Genomic DNA, 21246 nt, shown 5'->3' on the forward strand with positions numbered 1-21246 from the left:
TCCGTATTATTGCAGCACGAACGAGCGATACAGCACCCGTTCAATACCTGGCCGCCCCATGGATGCAAGCAACACTTCCTGAACCGCCTGGGTCAGTTTGTTCGCCAGCGCTTCCCGCCCCTCATTCGTCCGCAAATCGTCATAGTTCTGTTGCGAGAGCAGATCCAGGAGGTTATTACGAATCAACGGCAGCTGTGTCGATATGCTGTCCAGAGTCTCCTGATCACGCGCCAGCACACTGAGCTCGGTCTGCAGATATCGCTGTCGCCCACCCTGGGTGGAATAACTGGTAATGAACTCCGGCCCAAGGGACAGGTATATTGCCACTCCGGCCGCCGGCGTGACCACCTGCTCCTCCAGCGGCAGCTCTGTGACGTCATCCACTTCCGATTTCGGGCTGGACAGAAAAAAGAACCAGACCGCACCGCCGATACCGGCCAACAGCAAAAGCGCCACCACTACAATAATGATTAACTTAAGCTTTGATTTCTTTGGTGCTTCTTCATTTGCAGTAATTTCTGTATCTGCATCAGCCATGTTTTGTTCCCAATCTCTATGCTGTTCCGAATATGCCTGCAATCCCGATTGCAGTTCTCGCCATTGCAGTAATTATAGGCACTCTGATTACAAGTGACTGTTTTCTGGCACTTTTCTCTGTTAACTGATGTAACAGACCGGATACAGCAAGCCCTGTGCCATCCATTACGGGTGGTCGTGCCGACTATGAATCACTCAAACATAGTGATCCAACAGGGTCTGACTGACCATTGCTGTTGCCTGCGGCATCAGTTCCTCTTCGTCACCGTCCAGTTCCCCACCGGCGTATCCGCGCTGCGAATGCTGTTCACCACTGAACTGCCCCTGACTGCTCTGATCCGACACCTGAGCATCCACCAGCTCAATATTCTGTTCCTGTAACATCGTGCGCAGACGCGCCATACTGGCGTCCAATAACTCTTTCACCTGGGCATGCTGCGTCACAATCGCCACCTGAGCCTGCTGATCATGGTTAACCGATAGTTTGATCTCCAGCGTTCCCAGATCCGGTGGATCCAACCGTATATGGGCAACCTGAATATGGCGGTTGGCCATCATCATAATGCGATCATTCACGGAATTTGCCCATTCAGAATGAGTCACTGGCTGCTTCAGTGGAATTTCCACGGATCGCTGTACTTGTACCTGATCCTGTTTTACCTGCGCCTGCTCTCTCTGTCCGGCCAGGTTCACGGCATCATTAAAGTTCTTTCGGGTTGAGTCGGTCGAGGTATTCATCTTGTCGATGTCAGACTGGGTCTGAACCTTAACGGTCTTTTGGGTGGAATCGTCGCTGCTGGCAACATCGTCTGCATCCAGCGGCTCCATCTCCAGCCCCTCGTCGATGACGGAATCTTGACGGTCAGAATTCTTCTGACCAGCAGCAACAGGAGCGGCAGGAGCGGCGGCTGTCTCAACAATGGCAGCGGCGTCCGCCGGATCAACACCGGTTTCCCCGACCATTTCAATCCCATCGTCTGCAACGGTTTCAGGATTGTCCTGCCCGGATTTCAAATCATCCGTCAATACCGGACTAACTGTTGACCCAGGGTCATCCACATTCAGTTCTGCCTCTGCGACTATGACTCCGGTCTCCGGCTCTACATCCGGCACCGGTATACCGCTATTAACACTTCCGGCGACGGTCAACTCATCCTCTGTTCCGGCGTCGGTGTCTGCCGATGGTAAAAGCGACACATCCGTATTGATAGCAGGTGCTTCAGAACCATCATCCACGTCCATGCCATCGGAGTTTTGCTGCTGCAAAAACTGAAAGAAATCGGCAAACAGAGCAACCACATCTGATTCACCCAAGTCATCACCGTCTTCGTCATTCATGCCGTTTTCCTGGCCAATCAGCGCTTCGGTAATGACATCAGAATCCAAAATCGCGCCGGCATCGGCAAAGCTCATACCTCTGGAGCGGAGAAAATTTGCCGCATCATCGGCCTGATTCATGAATTGGTTGTATTCCGGAGTATCTGGCTCCAGACCCAGCTCAGCGGCCATGGTCGTCATGAAGTCGAGACCTGAATCCGTATCTGACGCAGCTCCAGAGGCATTTACGGTATTTGAATGGCTGGCGACAGAAGCTGTTGGTAATGGGGATAACTGCATATAGCACTCTTCCTGAACAATCTATAATCGGATCTTTGATGTTCATAAGAGCAAGGCACAGGCCAATTTGGCCAAGGCGGGCTCACAATATGGTGTGTGCAATCACTCAGAGCGGTTATGACCAGGCAACAGCTCTGTCAGGCACTCCACGACAGCCATGTATTCACGCTGAATCTGCTCAATCTGATCACTCGTCTGTGTCCACAGTTCATCACTGGCAGCCTTTTCCAGCTCAGCACACAAGTCATGTAACTGAGTCGCACCAACATTTACAGACGACCCTTTCAGGCTGTGAGCTGAACGCCTGAGTTCATCACTGTCCTTCTGCTGAGCAAACTGGTCAATGTGCTCAAGATGCATGGCACTGTCTTTAATAAAGGTCTGAAGCAGAAATTCAAACTCATCATCCATGATATCCTTGAGTTCATCCAGTACCGACATGTCCAGATGTTCCACAAGATTACGCATATATTTAGCCCCCGAACCATTTTTTCTGAAAAACCTTATCTATCTGATCAGTATAACCTGCAACTGAGAATATGTAGTTCAGTTAGCAACACAAACAAATAAATTCTACACTCAGATACAACAAGGTCTCACGTTTTTTGTTTCGTCCTTGGCCATATGATTTTGGCAACGACAACGTTGCCCCGATCCATATATTCCAGCGAATCACAAATTTTGTTCAACAGCGGCAGCCCACGACCACTGTATTCACGATTATTTCGCTTCCTCGCCATAACAGCCTGGAAGTCAAACCCTGGACCACTGTCCTCAACTCGAATAGTCAGCTCCCCTCCCTGATCCCATGGCTGGTGGGAGGCGGAAACCCGTATATAGGCATCTTCCTGCAGGCTTTCCAATCGCCGGGTACGCTCATGGTAATACTGGACGAATCCTTGCGGGTCCTGTTTGAGGCTGGAATTCAACTGCAACAGCCCATGCTCAAGGGCATTGGAAAACAATTCCGCCAACAGGGTATATAGCTGCCCGCGCATGAACCTGAGACTCTCTACCTCGGTCAGAATCTGCAAAATCATGGGTAACGGGTTGTAATTCACCAATGAGCGTGCCTGTAACCGATAGTCCATGGTCCAATCCTGTGGCCCAACAACGGTATGACTGGGCCGGGCCAGAGGTTGAGAGGTATCCTGTTCCTGATATTCGATCATTTTGGCTTCGAGAACGGTGATATCATCATCCCGCTCGGCTTCCCCCATGAAATTCTCCACCGCATCAACCAACGGAACCACAATATTCTCCTTACCGGTATTGCGAATGATCGTGTCTTTAATCCGCTGTTCCCCAAACATTTCACCGGTGATATCGCGGCTCTCATGAATACCGTCGGACCAACAGAAAATCCGGTCGCCGACTTTCATGGGCACTTCCTCAATCGCAATCCGGATGGATTCATTATCCACAACCCCCAGCGGCAGGTTTTTGGAAGGAATGGAACGAATGCTGTCGTCTTCGCAGGAATACACCATGGCATCCGGAGTGCCACCAACCCAGATACGGGCAATGCCATCGAAGTAGTCCAGCTCAATCATAGTGCCGCAACAAAAAATACCCACGGGCAGTATACGACGAAGCTTACGGTTGATTTCCTTGAGAATCTCCTCGATGGCATAGCCTTTGTTGGTCATACCATAAAAAATCTCTGCCAGCGGCATCACGCCGATAGCTGCAGGTAATCCATGACCGGTGAAATCACCCAGAAACAGATGCATGCCACCGCCGGGCTTTTTTTCAGCCAGCACAGTATCGCCATTAAAAATAGCCAGCGGTGACAGAGAGTAGTTGACGTTGTCCGCGTTCAATGAACCCAGATGAACGACATTATCAAAAATATTTTTGGCCACGTGCTGCTCAATGACCAATTGACGATTATGTTTCTGCAGTCGCGAATGCATGTCACGCATACGGCCAAAGGATTTGAGCTTGGCCTTCAACACTACCCGATTATAGGGTTTGGACAGAAAGTCTTCAGCACCGGCTTCCAGACAACGTGCCAAGGCCCCGGCTTCCTGCAAGGAAGTGAGAAATATGATTGGCACCATTTCCGATTCGGCATAAGCAATTTCCTTGATCCGCAAGGTAGCCTCATAACCATCCATGACCGGCATTAGCGCGTCCATTAGTACGATATCGGGACGATGCTCAAGATACAGTTCAACAGCCATCTGACCGTTTTCTGCCAGAATAGGACTATGTCCTTCCTTCTTGAGCAATGCGGACAAAATCAGTCGGTCGGAATGGTTATCATCAGCCACCAGAATTTTATAGTATTCCGACACGTATACCTCCTGTTATGGCTACATTGACTGTTATTTCTGGATTGGAACGATGCAATAGGGAGGAAAAATTACGGCGCCCTTGACAGCATTGACTTATTAACACGTATTGCCTTCCTTACGGCTACTGACATAACTGTAGGACTACAGCGCACTCGTCCGGGCGGAGAGTGCGGCACTCTGGAATTTTATAAACCGGCTTTCAACAGATAGTAAACAACTGACCAAAGTTGGAAATAGTCAGAATCTTTTTCACGTCAGGATTACAATTGACAATTGAGATCTGCGCTTTGTCACCACCAGCATGATCACGCAACAGCAACAGCATGCCCAGGGCAGAGCTGTCCAGATATGAGGCTTCCCGCATATCTACAATATATGACTCCACCGTTGGTTCAGTACTTTCATATACCTGACGAAAGTCCTGGTGTGCGCTGAAATCAAATCTGCCCTTTATCTTAATCGTCAACTCATTGCCATCACTGTTAAGAGTGGATGAAATGGTCATTTAATATTCCTCAAAGTCAGTATTGAATGTTCCTGATGTTCCAACAGGCCTATACAGCTATTGATTTTTGTTTCTTAGGCAATGAATACATGACCAAAATCATCAAGAAAATGCAGTTTATAGATCATAAACAAACATTTTGAGAAGATTCTTAACGCCGTATTCACAACGTCATTAGAAAATCAACAACCTACCAGGAGTCACCTGTTTTTCATATCGATAAGTGTAGCTATCCAGGGTTATTCTGCCACCCCTCTGGCAGTAATATTTCGATTCCCTAAAACCACGCTTACGATTCTCAGTGACTGTATTTTATTAACGTACGCCCAATACTCTGAAGTGGCAGTATATCCACTGCTGCTCCCAATGCCACGGCAGCTCCAGGCATACCCCAGACCACCGAGCTCTCTTCATTTTGGGCGATGGTGCGACAGCCCTGCTGTCGCAGTCGCAACATGGCTTCAGCGCCATCGGCACCCATCCCGGTCAGCATCACTGCAATCAGGTCACGCCCAATCGCTTCACCGGCACTGTCAAACATTACTTCTACCGATGGTCTATGACGATTGACTCTCTCCCCCTCATCCAACCGGCATACCCAGCGCCCCCCCTTACGGGCAAAACGCAGGTGCGCATTGCCAGGAGCCAGATAAACATGGCCAGGTTGAATCAATTCTCCTCCCACCACATGATGGACTTCGAGAGAGCAACATCGATTCAGCCGCTCTGCATACGACCCACTAAACTCATACGGTATGTGCTGAGTCACCACAATGGGAGGCATTTGTGCCGGCAGATTCTGAATCACCTCCCGTATCGCTTCCGTGCCACCGGTGGATGCACCAATGGCAATCCAGGTATCGGGTTTCAGCTTACCGATATCCGCCTGTTCCTCATAAGGCCTCGGCTGAAAACGGCTCGGGTCAAATGTGCGTACATTGGCGCCGGCAGCCTGCACCACTTTTTCAATCAATACAGCACTGTAGGCCGCTAACTGATGGCCGTTATCATTGACCGGTTTGGCGAAATAGTCCACCGCCCCAATCTCCAGCGCATCCAAAGTAATGTTAGCGCCCTTATTGGTCAAGGTAGAAATCATAACCACCGGCATCGGACGCAAACGCATAAGGTTTTTTAAAAATGTCAAACCATCCATGCGCGGCATTTCAATATCCAGAGTCAGTACATCCGGATTAAGCTGCTTAATCTTATCGCGGGCAATCAATGGATCAGCTGCCGTCCCCACCACTTCCAGACGTTCATCTGAATTAAATATTTCCACCAGAATTTTTCGAATCAGGGCGGAGTCATCCACCACCAGAATGGTTATCTTTTTCATAGGTTCCATAGCAGTCACTCGAACAATTCAATATCAGACTGTTCATCGCGATGACGAATTTGATCCAGATAATCCCGTTCACGCCTGACAATAGTCTGATTGTGCTGGCTCGCCAGTTTTTTAACCCGTACCTTCCCTTCCCAGGCCATATACAACACCTTGCGAGGATAGATGTTGCCGACATCCACCGCGCTCGTTTCCAGGCCTTCCTGTTTCAAATAAGACAACACAAACAGTATATTCCGTTGACCGATATCCGTCAGATTGGCGAGTACCTGACCTCCACCAAATACCTTAACTTCAAAACGCTCTTTACGCCCCCCCTCTTTCATTATCGCGTTAATCATGTATTCCATGGCCCAGTTGCCATAACGGGTAGCGCTTGAGACCGAACTGCATCCCCAGTCTATAGTTGAAAACTCACCACTGGAAGGCAGCATAAAATGATTCATACCCGCGACTCCGGCCTTGGGATCACGAATACAGACAGAGATACAGGACCCCAAGACCGTGGCAATCATTTCCTTGCCCTTGGTGACATAAAACTCTCCCGGCAGTATCTTGGCAGCCCAACAATTCAGGTGTTTATCCCAATAACGTTGAATATGCTCAAACCCCCTGACCAATTGTGGTTGCTGATAAGTAGGATGCGTGGTCAAGCCGGAATTCATATCATTTCTTCCTGTATTCCGTTTTCCCTTGATAGGAAAACAAAGCTGCAGCTTCCCCCAATTGCTCAGAGTGCCCTATAAACAGATAGCCCTGAGGATTAAGAATATCTGCATAGCGGCGAAACAATTTATTTTGAGTTACCTTGTCAAAATAGATCACGACATTGCGACAGAAAATGACATCGAAATGCCCCTGCATGGGCCATTCATTAAGCAAATTCAGGCGGTTAAAACGAATATACTGCTTGATATTATCCTTCACTGTCACCGTTTCCTGGTGTTTATCTATGATGAAACTGGCTTCTATCTGCGCTTGCGATAACGATTCAACCCTCGCCCGCTCATAGACTCCCTGACGACCGGTTTCAAGGACATTGGAATCCAAATCAGTTGCCAGAACTTTTACGTCCCACTCCCGCCGATTCTTAAAGAACTCATGCAAAACAATAGCGATCGAATAGGCTTCCTCTCCGGTTGAACAACCCGCGGACCAGATACGCACTTTTTTGGTCGGATTGGTTAACAATTGTGGAATCACTTTTTGCCGGAGTGATTCGAAATGATGAGATTCGCGAAAAAAAGATGTCAGATTCGTGGTAATCGCATTTACAAATTCATTGATTTCTTCGTCATCAGGGTTTTCCAGTATCTGACAGTAACTTCTAAAATCCGGTAATCCGAGTTTTCTCACCCGGCGGACTATTCGGGAGTACACCATGTTTTTTTTATGATCAGCCAGTACAATACCGGTCAGCTGATAGGCGACTCTGGCAATTAGCCGAAAATCATTTTCGGTCATTGGCAGTTGTCGATATTTAAACTCTTCCGCTGTTGTCATTGAGTCTCATCCATTCTGTACAACTGGCGCATTACGGCATTCAAATCACCGTGATCATTAAATCCGCAGAGTAAAAACACAGCCGAAATACCGCTAAAAATCCTCCCACTCATCCGATGACTTCGTGGTTTTTACCGGGTTTTTGTTAACAGCTTTCCTGGAAGGCATTGCCGATACCGTTTTTAACGGTCTTTTACCTTGCGTACCGGTTGCACTGTTCTCGATTTGAAAAAACTCAATAAGATTGATCATGTTACGAGCCTGCTCAGCCATGGTTTGTCCTGCTGCTGACGCCTGTTCCACCAATGCAGCATTCTGCTGAGTCATGGTATCCATTTGCGATACCGCCTGATTAACCTGTTCAATGCCCGCAGTCTGTTCCTGCGCGCTGTTACTGATGTCATTGATCATACTGCTGACTTTTTCGATGGCCGTGACGATCTCCAACAGAGTCTTGCCGGATTCATTAACCAGTTCAGTACCCTGCTCCACTTTCTCAACGCTGTCTCTGATCAGATCCTTGATCTCTTTGGCCGCACTGGCTGAACGCTGTGCCAGACTGCGTACTTCACTGGCTACGACCGCAAACCCGCGCCCCTGTTCACCAGCGCGAGCGGCTTCCACAGCAGCATTCAATGCCAGCAGGTTGGTCTGAAAGGCAATATCATCAATGACGGTAATAATGTCTGATATTTGTTTACTGGAGCGATTAATTTCGGAAATAGCGGAAATTGTTTGTTCAACCATACCACCACCGATCTGTGCCTGCTTTTTGGCCTCATTGGTAGCAATGTTAACGTTATAAGCATGCTCAGCACTCTGTTTTACCGTTCCAGTCATTTGCTCCATGCTTGAGGCGGTTTCCTCAAGGCTACTTGCCTGCTCTTCAGTACGCTGACTGAGATCCATATTTCCATGCGCGATTTCATCAGCAGCAGTAGACACTGTGTTAGCAGCATCACTGATCCGGGATAGTACATCTGTCAGTTTATCGACGGTTGCATTGGCATCGTTTTTAAGTTTATTAAATGTGCCTTTATAGTCAGTATTGATACGTTGACGAAGATTACCGCTGGCCAGGGACTCAAACATCCTGGCAGTCTCGTTTACGACCCCCTCGGAGACAACCAGCAAGCTGTTCAAGCCTTCAGCCAGTTTACGATAAAACCCTGTTTTACCCTCTAAAACAACTCGCACAGTTAAATCACCGTTGGTGGCACTTTCAATCAGCTGATCAATTTCTTTTTCAATAGCCACTTCAACGGTGCGGTCCCGCCATTCCAGAACACTGCCAATCCGGTTGCCATGATCATCGAATACCGGGCTGGCGGTGAGACCAAATGTCAATCCACTTATACCAATCTCAGTGTCATATGAACCAGTTAATCCGGCCAGCAAATTACGTTGATGAGCCGGTTTTTTATGGAACAGATCAATGTTTTTGCCAATCAATTCATTGCCATTAAAGTTTGGCAGATCCCGCTTGATCTTGGCTTCATTTTCAATCATCAGCCTTTTCGCCGAACGGTTTATATATACAATGTTGGCGTCGTCATCCGCGACCATGGCACCGGTTGAGACGTTGTCAAGCGCCTGACGGATACGTATATTCTCGGAGGATATTCGTTGTTGCTTCTCCACATTATCTTTGAGTGTTGCCTGCATTCTCTGCAGTGCACTTTGTAATTGACCCAGCTCATCTTTGCTGCTGACGAAAAACTTATTGTCATATTTACCTTTTTCGATCAAAGCAAAAATTCCAACCACCTGTTTGAGCGATCGATTGATGCCGACAATCGTTACCAGCAAAACCAAAAGTGAAATACACAAACCGATGACCAGAGAAAATACCAGCCTGGTCCACAACACCATCATAGTATCCAGCCGGGTCTGCAACAGAGAGGTTAGCGCTGCAGTTAGTTTGGGTGTGCTTGTAAAAATCTGATTGACAGCCTTGGTACCCGCCTGAAAAAACTCATCACTGGACACTGTAATATTTTCGTTGACCAACTCCATGGTGTAATCCATGAATGAGCGCGATGCCTCCAGCATTGAGTCAGTCGTCGCACCTAATTGGTCTTTCAGGGCAGGATTAGCGGCATAGATATTGGCAAATGAATCTTCTACGCCTCCGATATTGACAGTACCCACCAGCATAGCCAGCTTCACCAGATTAGCTTTGGAGAGATTACCGGAGGCAATCATACCAGTACCGGTTCCCCGGATTTTACCAAGTGCCTCGGCAAGAAAATGGTTACGAAAGGCCACGGAAATGACCAGGTAAAGAGAATCAAATTCTGAATCCATAGTCAGACTGGAACGGTCTGAAATGAGCACAATGGTACGAATAAAGCGGCCAATCAAATCGCTGTGCTCAGCAAAAATATCTGCAGCTGGCCCCTGAAAAGATTTCTGGCTAAGTCGCTGCCACGATTCCTGCAAATCAACAATATTCTGGCGAATGTTCACAGGATCTTTCTGCTGATCGATCAGTGTAAGCAGGTTCACTAATGACTGGTCAGCTTTGCGGGCGGCCGTTTCTGCCGCTTCGCGAGCTAACGGAGCGCCATTCAGAAAGGCATTGCTTTGCCCACGGTGTATCTGTAACTGTTGAATGATTTGATAGATCGGGTCGATGTACTGAACCCCAACGAGTTCTGAACGAATGGTGTCAACGTCCTCGTTCCATTTTTTTAATAACTCATATGAAACAAACCCTATGACCAACAGAAAAATGCCTGTGGATAGCGCGAGTTTTGTTAACACGCTCAGATTCTTTAGCAGGTTGATACGGTCAAAAAAAGTTTTACCAATCATTGTGTCATTCATTGATATGGTCTCCCCCGGGCTATATTCATGAACCCGACAATTTCACTCATCAAAACAACAGCTGTGTGACATCTGCTGCACCTGTAGTGGAGCCCTAGCAGCATCATGAAGTCAGGACCGGAACATCTCTGCAAACCAAAGGTTGTAACCATCTGTTGTCAGTTAAAGTCGCAGCAACTGTTCATCCTGCTATCAGATCACCGTATAAAAACGGTTCGATGATCCTCACTGTAACAACCATCCCATATCAGGTATCGCTACACCATCGTCACAGAATATTTTAAACACCAATTTTGGCCAGTTCGGCGGGTTCCATCAGCAATGCCAGATCCAGCAGAATGATCATTTTCTCATTCACATTCGCCAGTCCCTTGATAAAGTTACTGCTGATATTTGCATCCATTTCCGGTGATTCTTTTATGTCCTCTTTCGGAATGCTGTACACATCAGAAACAGCATCGACCACTACCCCGACAACACGTTCCTTATCTTTGAATCTGAGCTTTAAAACAATCACCACCGTCATCGGACCATATTCAATGGTGGGCAGGTTAAAACGGGTTCTTAAATCGACAATTGGTACAATCGTACCGCGCAGATTAATGACCCCTTTCAGATACGCCGGTGCATTAGGGATAGATGTCGCTGAGTCCCAGCCTCTGATTTCCTGAACACTAAGAATATCGACACCATATTCTTCTTTTTCAACAATAAACGTCAGATACTGATCCAGCTGATCTGCGTTATCATTAAATTCAGACAAACCTCTGTCGGCAAAATCTTTCACCTGTTCATTTGCTGCCATAACCTTACCTCATTCCTCACGCCGCTGACTGCTTGCCTTTATCAATAAATGCAGAACCACTGGCCGACAGTTTAATACCCGACATTTTGATTATGCCCGGAACATCAAGGATCAGTGCGACAGTGCCATCTCCCAGAATAGTGGCTCCGGATATGCCATCCACTCTCTGATAATTTGATTCCAGGCTTTTGATTACTACCTGCTGCTGCCCCAACAGATCATCTACCAGTAAAGCAACTTTCTTATTATCTCCTTCCACCACGACCAGTAGCCCTTCCGCTGTATCTCTGGTTCCAGTACTCACATCGAAGACCTCAGCAAGCTTGATCACCGGCACATATTCATGACGCAAACGAAAGACATCAACGCTACCCGCAACCAGATTCATATTGCTGGGTTTAATCTGAATGGATTCAACAATGCTGACCAACGGTAAAATATAAGTCTCGGAGCCCAACTTAAACAGTTGTCCATCCAATATCGCCAGTGTCAGTGGCAATATGATTTTGAATGTCGAACCAACACCAGGTTCTGATTCCATTTCAATAGAACCGTTGAGTTCCTGGATATTACGCTTAACCACATCCATCCCCACGCCACGACCGGATACATCACTGACCTGTTCAGCGGTGGAAAAACCTGGTCGGAACAACAACTGATATATTTGTTCCCGCGACAACTCATCTGTGGGTTTAATCAATTCACGCTCAATGGCCTTGTTTCTGATTTTTTCCGTATCAATACCGCGACCATCATCAATAATCTCGATAACAATATTGCCACCATGGTGATAGGCGTTCAGTGTCAGCGTCCCCGTTTCGCTTTTGCCGGCGGCTTTACGCTGCTCGGGACTTTCCAGACCATGATCCAGAGAATTACGAACCATATGGACCAGTGGGTCACCAATTTTTTCCATCACCGTTTTATCTAACTCGGTGTTTTCGCCAATCAGTTTCAGCTCAACTTTCTTTCCAAGCTTACTGCTCAAATCTCTGACCAGTCTCGGCATCCGACTGAACGTAAAACTGATCGGCAACATGCGAATTCGCATGACATTTTCCTGCAATTCACGGGTATGGTGTTCCAGCTGCGACAGACCTTCTTGTAACAGGTGCAGACTGTCCATATTGAAATCACGACCTAACTCTCCGAGCATGGATTGAGTAATCACCAGTTCCCCAACCATATTGATCAGAGAATCTATTTTATCGATACTGACTCGAATAGAAGCATGTTCAGCGTTTTTCGATGTGACAGGACGCCCTTCATTCGCACTCTCTTTAGGTTCAGACGCTACAGGTGGCGGCGGGGCGGAAACTGATGGGCCATGTTTGACCGGTTCAGGATGAGTATCCTGAACCACTTCAATCACTGCGTTTTCACTGACCTCACTTTCACAAACGATTTCAATTTCGGAATCATCACGCACCCATTCAAATACTTCATTCAACTGCTCTTCACGGATGTCGTCCCCGGTCACCAAAAACTGCCATTGCAGGTAACATTGTTCGCCATCAATCGCATCAAATTCCGGCAACCTTGAAATATCGACCTCGGTTTCGACACTACCCAGCAAATGCAGCTCGGCAATGATGCGATAAGGTTCATTGCCGGTTTGGATGATGTCTGAACCGGGTGCAAATTTAATTCGCCAACGACTGCCACCTAGCTGGGTATCCAGGTTTTCCGGCTCATCTTCTGCAACGACAGTTGATGGCTGACCTGGTTCATTGATCATGCCTTCAAACTGTTGTCGCAACTTGTCTGCCTGAGTCAGATCAACGGGCCGGCCATCCTGTAAATCCGCCAGCATATTGCGCAGGCAGTCCACGGACTGTAAAAACAGCTCGACATTCGCCTGGGTGAGACCCCGTTGATCGGAACGAATTTCGTCAAGCAGTGTTTCTATGACATGAGTAAACTGAGCTATATCCGTGAATCCGAATGTCCCGCTACCGCCTTTGATTGAATGGGCAGCTCTGAAGATGGTATTGATCAACTCCCTGTCAATATGACTGACGTCGATTTCCAGTAAACAATTTTCCATACTATCAAGCCCTTCGAGACTTTCCTCGAAAAAGACCTGATGAAACTGGCTTAAATCGATGCTGCTCATATGTCCATGCCTTTCAGCCAAGCACCTTACGAATAGTCGCCAACAACTGATCCGGGTTGAATGGCTTGACGATCCAACCGGTGGCACCCGCTTTTTTGCCTTCCATTTTTTTGTCGCCGGCACTTTCCGTGGTCAGCATAAGAATGGGTATGAATTTATAGTTTGGCAGCTCACGAAGTTTACTAACCAACTCAATTCCTCCCATAACAGGCATATTGACATCACTCAAAACAAGGTCAAACTTCTGCCCTTGAGCTGCACTTAACGCCTGCTTTCCATCCTGGGCTTCGACAACGTCAAAACCTGCTCCCTTTAAAGTAAAGGCAACCATTTGTCGCATAGATGCAGAATCGTCAACAGCTAGAATTTTGGTCATCTGATCAGTCCCCGATTTTTTTAATCAACTAAACCCAACAATGTATTTACCCCCAACAGTTTAACGACTTTAAGCACTTGTTCACTCGGTTCAGAAAGTATCAGACGGTTGTTCTGAGATTCCAGTTTCTGCTTTAAAGCAATCAGAAGTTGTACTGCGGTGGTATCAATTTTATTGACAGAAGCCAGTTGGAGAGCAATATCGCTATGAGAGTCAATTGCTTCAGTCAGCAAATTTTTAATCTCATCGACATTGTTGATGCCCATCATTTCCGGACACGGAACATTAAACGTATTTCCCATCTTCTGCTTTTCCAACATTCGGCATAGCGTCTTACCTTTAGAGTAGACGTGCTTTTTTAGCTTGCAAAAAAAATTACAGAGCAGCGTTACAAGCTCCGACTAATGGACTAGAAAAAAGGGTATTTTTACTAATATTGAGGTATTTAACTTGCTAAAGTTTTATTTCAGATAAAAAAGTTAACATGTTTATTGACGAGTTCTGGAAAACATTTGCGTAACTAACTCATCATTTTGCTTTTGCTCCAGTTTTTCCTGTGCCACCCATTCTTCGAAACGAACAGACTCAATAAAACTGGACATAGATTTTCGCTTGAGATGAACTTTTTTCCATCGCTGCATGACTTCATTTGTCTGGCGTTGCGCCATCAGAATGGTGTGCTGTTGAGCCTTAATGACCTGTTCCAATTGGGCAATAAAATGCTGGTAACTTTGCCACCTTTGACCAGAGATACCTTGTTGTGCCTGCGAACGAAATTCATCCTCATAACTGTTTTGATAGCCCATCAGTTCATCCAGCCGATGTTGCTCCCGCTGCACATTTTCGCGCGCCATGGTCAAAGCCCTGGCCAGTTGTTCTTCCTGCTGCCGAATCAGTTTCTCGACAATAACCAGACGCTGCGAGCGATTCATCGACTATTCTCACCGTTTGAGTTTATGGTTCGCTTCAACGCGCTTTCGCTCTGGATGCCAGACCGGTTTGTTTCTGGCCGACTTTCTGCCCCTTAGCTTTAACCACCGGCGTATCGGCTTTTTCCAAGCCAAGCCTGCTCAGCATTTCGCGGCTTTCGTCATAACTGAACGGCTGGCTCAGGCTCTGGCGCAGAAAATCGCGCATCTTCGGCATTTTCTCGACAGCTTTATCGAGTTCGGCATCCGCACCGGCACTGTAGGCACCGATGGTAATCAGATCCTTATTCTGCTGATATGTGGAATATAGCTGCTTAAACTTCTGGGCACTGAGCAAATGATCACCACTGACAACCTGGGGCATAGCCCGACTGATAGAAGCCTCTATATCGATAGCCGGATAATGTCCCTCTTCAGCCAGTCGTCGTGACAACACAACATGGCCATCCAGAATTGCCCGACAGGCATCCGCGACCGGATCCTGCTGATCATCACCTTCGGTCAATACTGTATAAAACGCGGTAATCGATCCTTCACCGGCTTTGGCATTACCTGCCCGCTCCACCAACTGCGGAATTTTGGCAAACACCGAAGGCGGATAACCTTTTGTCGCCGGTGGCTCTCCCGTAGCAAGGGCGATTTCACGCTGAGCCTGGGCATAACGAGTCAGAGAATCCATCAGCAACAAGACGTTTTTGCCTTTTTCGCGGAAATACTCGGCCACGGAAGTGGCATATTGTGCGGCCCGCAAACGAATCAGCTGCGAGTCATCAGCCGGCGCAGCCACCACGACAGAACGGGCCAGCCCCTCTTCGCCAAGAATATCCTCAATGAACTCCTTGACCTCCCGCCCCCGTTCTCCAATCAGTCCGACCACCGTAATATCAGCATTGGTGAAACGGGTCATCATACCCAACAGCATGCTTTTACCCACCCCGGATCCGGCAAACAGACCCAAGCGCTGACCACGCCCCACACTGAGCAAAGCATTGATGGCTTTGATACCAACATCGAGCGGTTCGCGGATGGGCTGGCGGTGCAGAGGATTGATAATCTCCCCCTGCAGGGACTTATTGACCCGGCAATGCAAAGTACCCTTGCCATCAATCGCTTCACCAAAACCATTGACCACACGCCCCAGCAACTCATCACCAATCACCAGCTGATTGGCGTTTTCCACCGGCATAACTTTCGCTCCGGCCTTTAAACGGGAAACCGGCGTAATCGGCATCAGAAACACTTTTTCGCCTTCAAAACCAACCACTTCAGCTTCCAACTCGTGATTACCATCGATCACCATACACCGCTCACCGATGGAAACATTGCAACCAACCGCTTCCAGAGTCAGGCCGACCATGCGCGTCAGACGACCAACAACGGTCACAGCCGCATCATCAGGCACCAACTGCTCATAGTGGCGGAAGCGCTGCGCCAGTGAAGGCTGATCTGTTTCAGGTTTCATGATCTGCCGCTTCCCGAACATCATCTGCTGCCTGCTCATCCTCATCTACGCCCGGCATCCCGCCCGATGCTGGCATACCCATGCGCTCATGCACTTCCTGTGAAGTGGGTGTCCCTTGATCTGGCGCGGATGCCTCTTGCCCTAGAGTGGGTGTCCCTTGATCTGGCGTGGATTCTTGCCCTGGAGTGGGTGTCCCTTGATCTGACGTGGATTCTTGCCCTGGAGTGGGTGTCCCTTGATCTGACGTGGATTCTTGCCCTGGAGTGGGTGTCCCTTGATCTGGCGTGGATGCCTCTTGCTCTGAAGTGGGTGTCCCTTGATCTGGCGTGGATTCTTGCCCTGGAGTGGGTGTCCCTTGATCTGACGCGGATGCCTCCAGCGCTGGAGTGGGTGTCCCATGATCTGGCGTGGATTCTTGCCCTGGAGTGGGTGTCTCTTGATCTGACGGAGATGCCTCTTGCCCTAGAGTGGGTGTCCCTTGATCTAGCGTGGATTCTTGCCCTGGAGTGGGTGTCCCATATCCTGGACTGAGCACCTGTTGCGCTCGGTGGTCCGGTTCGGCATCAGCTTCCACCGGTTCAACCAAGGTCTGTTCCATAACCAGTTCCTGCACTTCATCCGTCAGCAGTTCCGCCGGATCCTGGAGTATTTTCATGAGCACGTCGGGATTCAGGTCAGCTTCGGTGAGAATGGCTTCAATTTGCTGTTTAAAACGATGTTCAAGGGTGTAGTCAACCAGGCTATTGGTCGTGCGCAGGGTGCAGCCGCCTTCGGCCAGTTGTTCATTGCTTTTGACCACCCAATCGGATTCATGTTGCTCTGCCAGTTCGTTGACGAGTTCCACATGCTGAGGGTTCACTTCTATGACGATGCGCTCACTGGGATTGGGTAATGCCGATACCGCTTTGGCAACGATGGCCTGAATCAGCTCAGGCGACATTGAGAGTTCCCGGAGAACCAGGTTTTTTGTCAACCGCATTACCAGACTAACCAATGCCTGGTCCAGCTCGGTTCGCTCGGATTGCAATTGCTCATCAAGCTGAGTCAGCAGGATGGCAAAGGTCATCCGTAACTGATCCATTTCTGCCTGGGCATCTTTAAGCCCCTGCTCGTGGCCCAGTTTCCGTCCACGCTCAATGCCCTGCTCCACGCCTTCCGGCAAACCCTGTTCGCGGCCTTCCTGCAAACCTTTTTGCAGACCTTCCTCATGGCCTTTTTTCAGCCCTTCCTGCCAGCCTTCCTGCCAAGCCTGATCCCGAATATCCTGTAATTCGCGGGCAGTCGGCAGGCGTAGTTCCTCTTCCGGCTCCAGTTCGGTATTTTCTACCGCTTCAGAGGTCAGGGGCTGCGCCGCTTTCTCTACGGGTTTACCGTTTTTATCCCATTTGGGCAGAGCCCAGGTTTCAACGTTATGTGTCTGCCGTTGTTTCAATGTCACGATGCCTTAAGGTTGTTTGGCCGCCATATACAGATATCTTTTATCGTTCCTTTGGCCAGCAAAGAGCTTTTCAACCCTCTGCTATAACATTTGCTCACCGCTGCCACCGAGCACAATTTCACCGGCATCAGCCATACGCCTGGCAATGGCCAGAATTTCTTTCTGAGCCGTTTCAACATCACTGAGACGCACTGGTCCCATGGCTTCCATATCATCTTTCAACAGTTCAGCAGCCCGTTTCGACATATTGGCAAATACTTTGTCGGCCAGGTTCTGATCCGCTCCACGCAGGGCAATTTTCAACATGTCCGTGGAGATCTCACGCAACAGCGACTGAATACCGCGATCATCGACATCGACGAGGTTGTCAAAGACAAACATGAGATCGGCGATTTCATTGCCGAGATCTTCATCGATCTCTTTAATGCCATCCATGATTTCCGCTTCAATACTGGATTCGAGATAGTTCATGATATTGGCTGCGGTTTTCACGCCGCCCAGAGTCTGCTGTTGCGACCCGGCACTGGCTGCGAACTGACGTTCAAGAATGGCATTCAGTTCAGACAACGCCGCTGGTTGCACGGTATCCAGCGCCGCGACCCGCATTAAAATATCCAGACGGACTTTTTCAGGGAAGTAAGTCAGAATTTCAGCGGACAGGTCGGAATCCAGATAGGCGATAACGATGGTTTGAATCTGTGGGTGTTCATTGCGAATCAGATCCGCCACTGCGCGTGGCTCCATCCATTTTAGAGTATCCAGGCCGGTGGTATTCCCGCCCAGCAGGATACGATCAATCAGGCCGCTGGCTTTTTCTGCCCCCAGAGCCTGAGTCAGCATGTTACGGATATAGGCATCGGCACCGATGCCAAGGCTGGTCTTGCCGCCCACTTCTTCCATGAACAATCCCATAGTGCCCTCCACCTGGGACTGGGATACTTCTGACAGCATGGACATCGCAGTACCCACCCGCTGAACCTCTTTCGGCCCAAGGTTACGTAATACCTCTGCGGCGTCATTCTCTCCCAGGGTCATCAACAAAATGGCGGCCCGGTCCAGTTTTCGTACACCGTCGAGTGCTTTTTCAGCCTCAACTACAGCATTTCGTTGTTCAGTCATCGGACATGATCCAGCTTCTCAATACCATTGCCACTTTGCCGGGATCTTCTGCAATCAGCCCGCGCAAAGCATCCAGTTGCCGTTCAAAGCTTTCTGAGGCTCCCGGCAATAAAAATTCATCCGCCCCGCTCAAGGTAACCTTATCATCCGTGATAAAGTCATCATCAATACTCAAAGTATCGATACTTTCGGCGGCGTCCTCGTCCTCTTCGGGTTTCTTCATCAGATTTTTCAGCGCCGGACGGAATACTGCAAATATTAATATTAGTACAAATAATCCAGCCAGGACCTGACGTAACAGATCGAGGAACCCTGGCGTCTTCCAGAACGGGATCTCCTCGATGACCTCCTGCTCCGCCATAAACGGAGAATTGATGACGTTGACGCTGTCACCTCTGGCAGCATCGAAGCCCACTGCATCCTGAACCAATATACGCAGGCGGTCGAGTTCTTCCTGCGACCACGCCTGCTTGTTGACCGTACCATCATCCGCAAGGGTTTTCATATCATCCACGACCACCGCCACAGTGATACGGCGCAACCGGCCCAGCTGATGCTGGGTGTAACTCAAAGTACGGTCCACTTCGTAGTTACGGGTTGCTTCGTCCCGCTTTGAGGAAGGAGGGGTGGCGGGTGTACCATCAGGATTTGTTTGTTCCGGGGCAGTGGCGTTTCCAGGAGGCTGATTAGTCAAAGCGCCCGGAATACCTCCGTTGTTTTCGCCGACTTTCTGTTCACTCAATACCTGCTCAGAGCGCAGGGCAATGAGGTCTGGGTTGTACAGTTCATCGGTTTGTTCCACTCGAGTGAAATCCACATCGGCAGAGACCTGGGCTTCGAATTTGTCGTTCCCCAATACCGGTTCCAGAATGGCACGAATCCGGCTGGTCATGGCATCTTCCACCCGGCGGGTGTATTGAAACTGTTTGTCGGTCAGGTTGGCTTCGGGGTCTTCTTCTTTATCACTGAGCAGTCTGCCGCGCTGATCAACGATGGTCACTTTATCCGGGCTCAGTTCTTCAACACTGGTGGCCACCAGATTGGTAATGGCTTTCACTTCCTGTTTTTCGAGCAACGCTCCTGGATACAAATCCAGAAATACCGATGCACTGGGTTCACGTGAATCACGGACAAATACGCTACGCTTGGGAATGGCCAGGTGAACACGGGCACTGCGCACCTGGTTGATACTGGCAATGGTTCGCGCCAGTTCACCTTCAAGACCGCGACGATAGCGGGCATTTTCCATAAACTGACTAGTGCCCAGCGGCTGGCTCTCATCCAGCAATTCATATCCAACCGTCTGATCATTGGAAAAACCGGCACCAGCAATGGCCAGCCGGGCCTGATGCAGTTCAGATTCAGGAACCAGAATCAGCCCGCTGACAGGATCGATATCAAACTCAATGCCCTCGGCCTGTAACAGCGTAATCACTTCCTTGGCGTTATAGGTATCGTTGCTGTTCAGCAATGGTTTGTAGGATTTATCCATCGACCACAGAACCACTCCCAACCCCATGGCAATGGCTGCCGCCAGGCCGACCAACAAACCAACCTGCCGGGTTAATGCAAGGCGATTAAAACCATCCAGTAACGGATTCACCTTTGAACTCGTTTCTTCGCCGTCCCCCCCCATACCTGAATCCATAGACTCAGACGTTGAAGCACGGTCAACGACTGGAGGTTTGGGCCTGGCTGCGGCTGCCGGTACATTTTCGGTCATAATGAATATCCGCTGTTAATCGTCACCATGAAAAATTCTTGCAATTGACTGTCTGTACGGACATCCGGAGAGACATGAAACCAGCCTGAATGATCCTGACAACGAATATATTTTGATCGTCCGCATTTGTGATCAGTCATACCAATACACTCCGTTTTTCGTAGCACTTTAACCCTGCTGTTACAGAGCCATATTCATAATTTCTTTGTAGGCTTCGACCATTTTATTTCTTACCTGAGTCATAGCCTGAAACGACACACTGGACTTTTGCAACGCGATCATAACTTCAGGCAGATCCACCTGAGGATCACCGAGTTCAAAACGCTGAGACAAACTGCTGGCGGCTTTTTGATTATCATTAACAGTATCCACCGCTGACTTAAACATTTCACCAAAACTGGGTGGCTCTGACTGCTCGACCGAACGGGTGGACTGACCGGGCATCGGCAACTGGGAATTGATTTGATTGACACCTTGTTGGTCGGCACGGGTTTCCGCCGGTCTCGCCTGCTGCATCTGCGACTTGATCGTCCGCATCTGCATCAATACCTGGTTAATGTCTACTCTGCCTGTGTCCATTTCATGCCACCTTTTTATGGGTCAGAATTTTGTCTACGTTCATCGAATCCGTGTTTGTTGTGT

General features: G+C 48.7%; 19 protein-coding genes. All 19 read right to left on the minus strand.

The window, feature by feature from the left end:
- Positions 1–6: 6 nt before the first annotated feature.
- The gene (locus YC6258_RS19200) at positions 7–537 is read right to left on the minus strand and encodes a flagellar basal body-associated FliL family protein (RefSeq protein WP_044618356.1); all 531 of its coding nucleotides are present in this window, start codon (positions 535–537) and stop codon (positions 7–9) included.
- 195 nt (positions 538–732) lie between these two features.
- The gene (locus YC6258_RS19205; protein WP_044618357.1) at positions 733–2154 is read right to left on the minus strand and encodes a flagellar hook-length control protein FliK; all 1422 of its coding nucleotides are present in this window, start codon (positions 2152–2154) and stop codon (positions 733–735) included.
- 102 nt (positions 2155–2256) lie between these two features.
- Positions 2257–2622, minus strand: coding sequence for an Hpt domain-containing protein (locus tag YC6258_RS19210; RefSeq protein ID WP_044618358.1), 366 nt, complete (start codon positions 2620–2622; stop codon positions 2257–2259).
- 128 nt (positions 2623–2750) lie between these two features.
- A complete protein-coding gene (locus YC6258_RS19215) occupies positions 2751–4454 on the minus strand; it encodes an ATP-binding SpoIIE family protein phosphatase (RefSeq protein ID WP_044618359.1) in 1704 nt (567 codons plus the stop codon).
- A gap of 199 nt (positions 4455–4653) precedes the next feature.
- A complete protein-coding gene (locus YC6258_RS19220; RefSeq protein ID WP_044618360.1) occupies positions 4654–4959 on the minus strand; it encodes an STAS domain-containing protein in 306 nt (101 codons plus the stop codon).
- 298 nt (positions 4960–5257) lie between these two features.
- A complete protein-coding gene (locus YC6258_RS19225) occupies positions 5258–6298 on the minus strand; it encodes a protein-glutamate methylesterase/protein-glutamine glutaminase (RefSeq protein WP_144407698.1) in 1041 nt (346 codons plus the stop codon).
- Positions 6299–6312: 14 nt separating this feature from the next.
- Positions 6313–6969 carry a chemoreceptor glutamine deamidase CheD gene (gene cheD / locus YC6258_RS19230; RefSeq protein WP_044618361.1) on the minus strand — a complete coding sequence of 219 codons (657 nt, stop codon included), beginning with the start codon at positions 6967–6969 and terminating at the stop codon, positions 6313–6315.
- A 1-nt stretch (position 6970) separates the two neighbouring features.
- The gene (locus YC6258_RS19235; RefSeq protein WP_044618362.1) at positions 6971–7807 is read right to left on the minus strand and encodes a CheR family methyltransferase; all 837 of its coding nucleotides are present in this window, start codon (positions 7805–7807) and stop codon (positions 6971–6973) included.
- A 93-nt stretch (positions 7808–7900) separates the two neighbouring features.
- Positions 7901–10636 (minus strand): methyl-accepting chemotaxis protein, encoded by a 2736-nt coding sequence (locus tag YC6258_RS30385; RefSeq protein ID WP_082070813.1) that lies wholly within the window; start codon positions 10634–10636, stop codon positions 7901–7903.
- Positions 10637–10916: 280 nt separating this feature from the next.
- Positions 10917–11441, minus strand: coding sequence for a chemotaxis protein CheW (locus YC6258_RS19245; RefSeq protein ID WP_044618363.1), 525 nt, complete (start codon positions 11439–11441; stop codon positions 10917–10919).
- Positions 11442–11457: 16 nt separating this feature from the next.
- Positions 11458–13557, minus strand: a complete 2100-nt coding sequence (locus tag YC6258_RS19250; protein WP_044618364.1) for a chemotaxis protein CheA — start codon at positions 13555–13557, stop codon at positions 11458–11460.
- Between the two features lie 13 nt (positions 13558–13570).
- Positions 13571–13933: a response regulator gene (locus YC6258_RS19255; protein ID WP_044618365.1), complete on the minus strand. Its 363-nt coding sequence runs from the start codon at positions 13931–13933 to the stop codon at positions 13571–13573.
- Positions 13934–13953: 20 nt separating this feature from the next.
- Positions 13954–14253: an STAS domain-containing protein gene (locus tag YC6258_RS19260; RefSeq protein ID WP_044618366.1), complete on the minus strand. Its 300-nt coding sequence runs from the start codon at positions 14251–14253 to the stop codon at positions 13954–13956.
- 168 nt (positions 14254–14421) lie between these two features.
- Complete coding sequence (fliJ, locus tag YC6258_RS19265; RefSeq protein ID WP_044618367.1) at positions 14422–14865, minus strand: flagellar export protein FliJ; 444 nt, start codon at positions 14863–14865, stop codon at positions 14422–14424.
- Positions 14866–14899: 34 nt separating this feature from the next.
- Positions 14900–16324 (minus strand): flagellar protein export ATPase FliI, encoded by a 1425-nt coding sequence (gene fliI / locus YC6258_RS19270; RefSeq protein ID WP_044620216.1) that lies wholly within the window; start codon positions 16322–16324, stop codon positions 14900–14902.
- Complete coding sequence (locus tag YC6258_RS19275) at positions 16314–17756, minus strand: FliH/SctL family protein (RefSeq protein WP_044618368.1); 1443 nt, start codon at positions 17754–17756, stop codon at positions 16314–16316. The genes fliI and YC6258_RS19275 overlap by 11 nt, the downstream gene beginning before the upstream one ends.
- 87 nt (positions 17757–17843) lie before the next feature.
- Positions 17844–18881, minus strand: a complete 1038-nt coding sequence (gene fliG / locus YC6258_RS19280) for a flagellar motor switch protein FliG (protein ID WP_044618369.1) — start codon at positions 18879–18881, stop codon at positions 17844–17846.
- Complete coding sequence (fliF, locus tag YC6258_RS19285) at positions 18874–20604, minus strand: flagellar basal-body MS-ring/collar protein FliF (protein ID WP_245626960.1); 1731 nt, start codon at positions 20602–20604, stop codon at positions 18874–18876. The genes fliG and fliF overlap by 8 nt, the downstream gene beginning before the upstream one ends.
- A gap of 180 nt (positions 20605–20784) precedes the next feature.
- Positions 20785–21183 (minus strand): flagellar hook-basal body complex protein FliE, encoded by a 399-nt coding sequence (fliE, locus tag YC6258_RS19290; protein ID WP_044618370.1) that lies wholly within the window; start codon positions 21181–21183, stop codon positions 20785–20787.
- Positions 21184–21246: the final 63 nt, after the last annotated feature.

Source organism: Gynuella sunshinyii YC6258 (genome assembly GCF_000940805.1).
GTDB classification, from domain to species: Bacteria; Pseudomonadota; Gammaproteobacteria; order Pseudomonadales; family Natronospirillaceae; genus Gynuella; species Gynuella sunshinyii.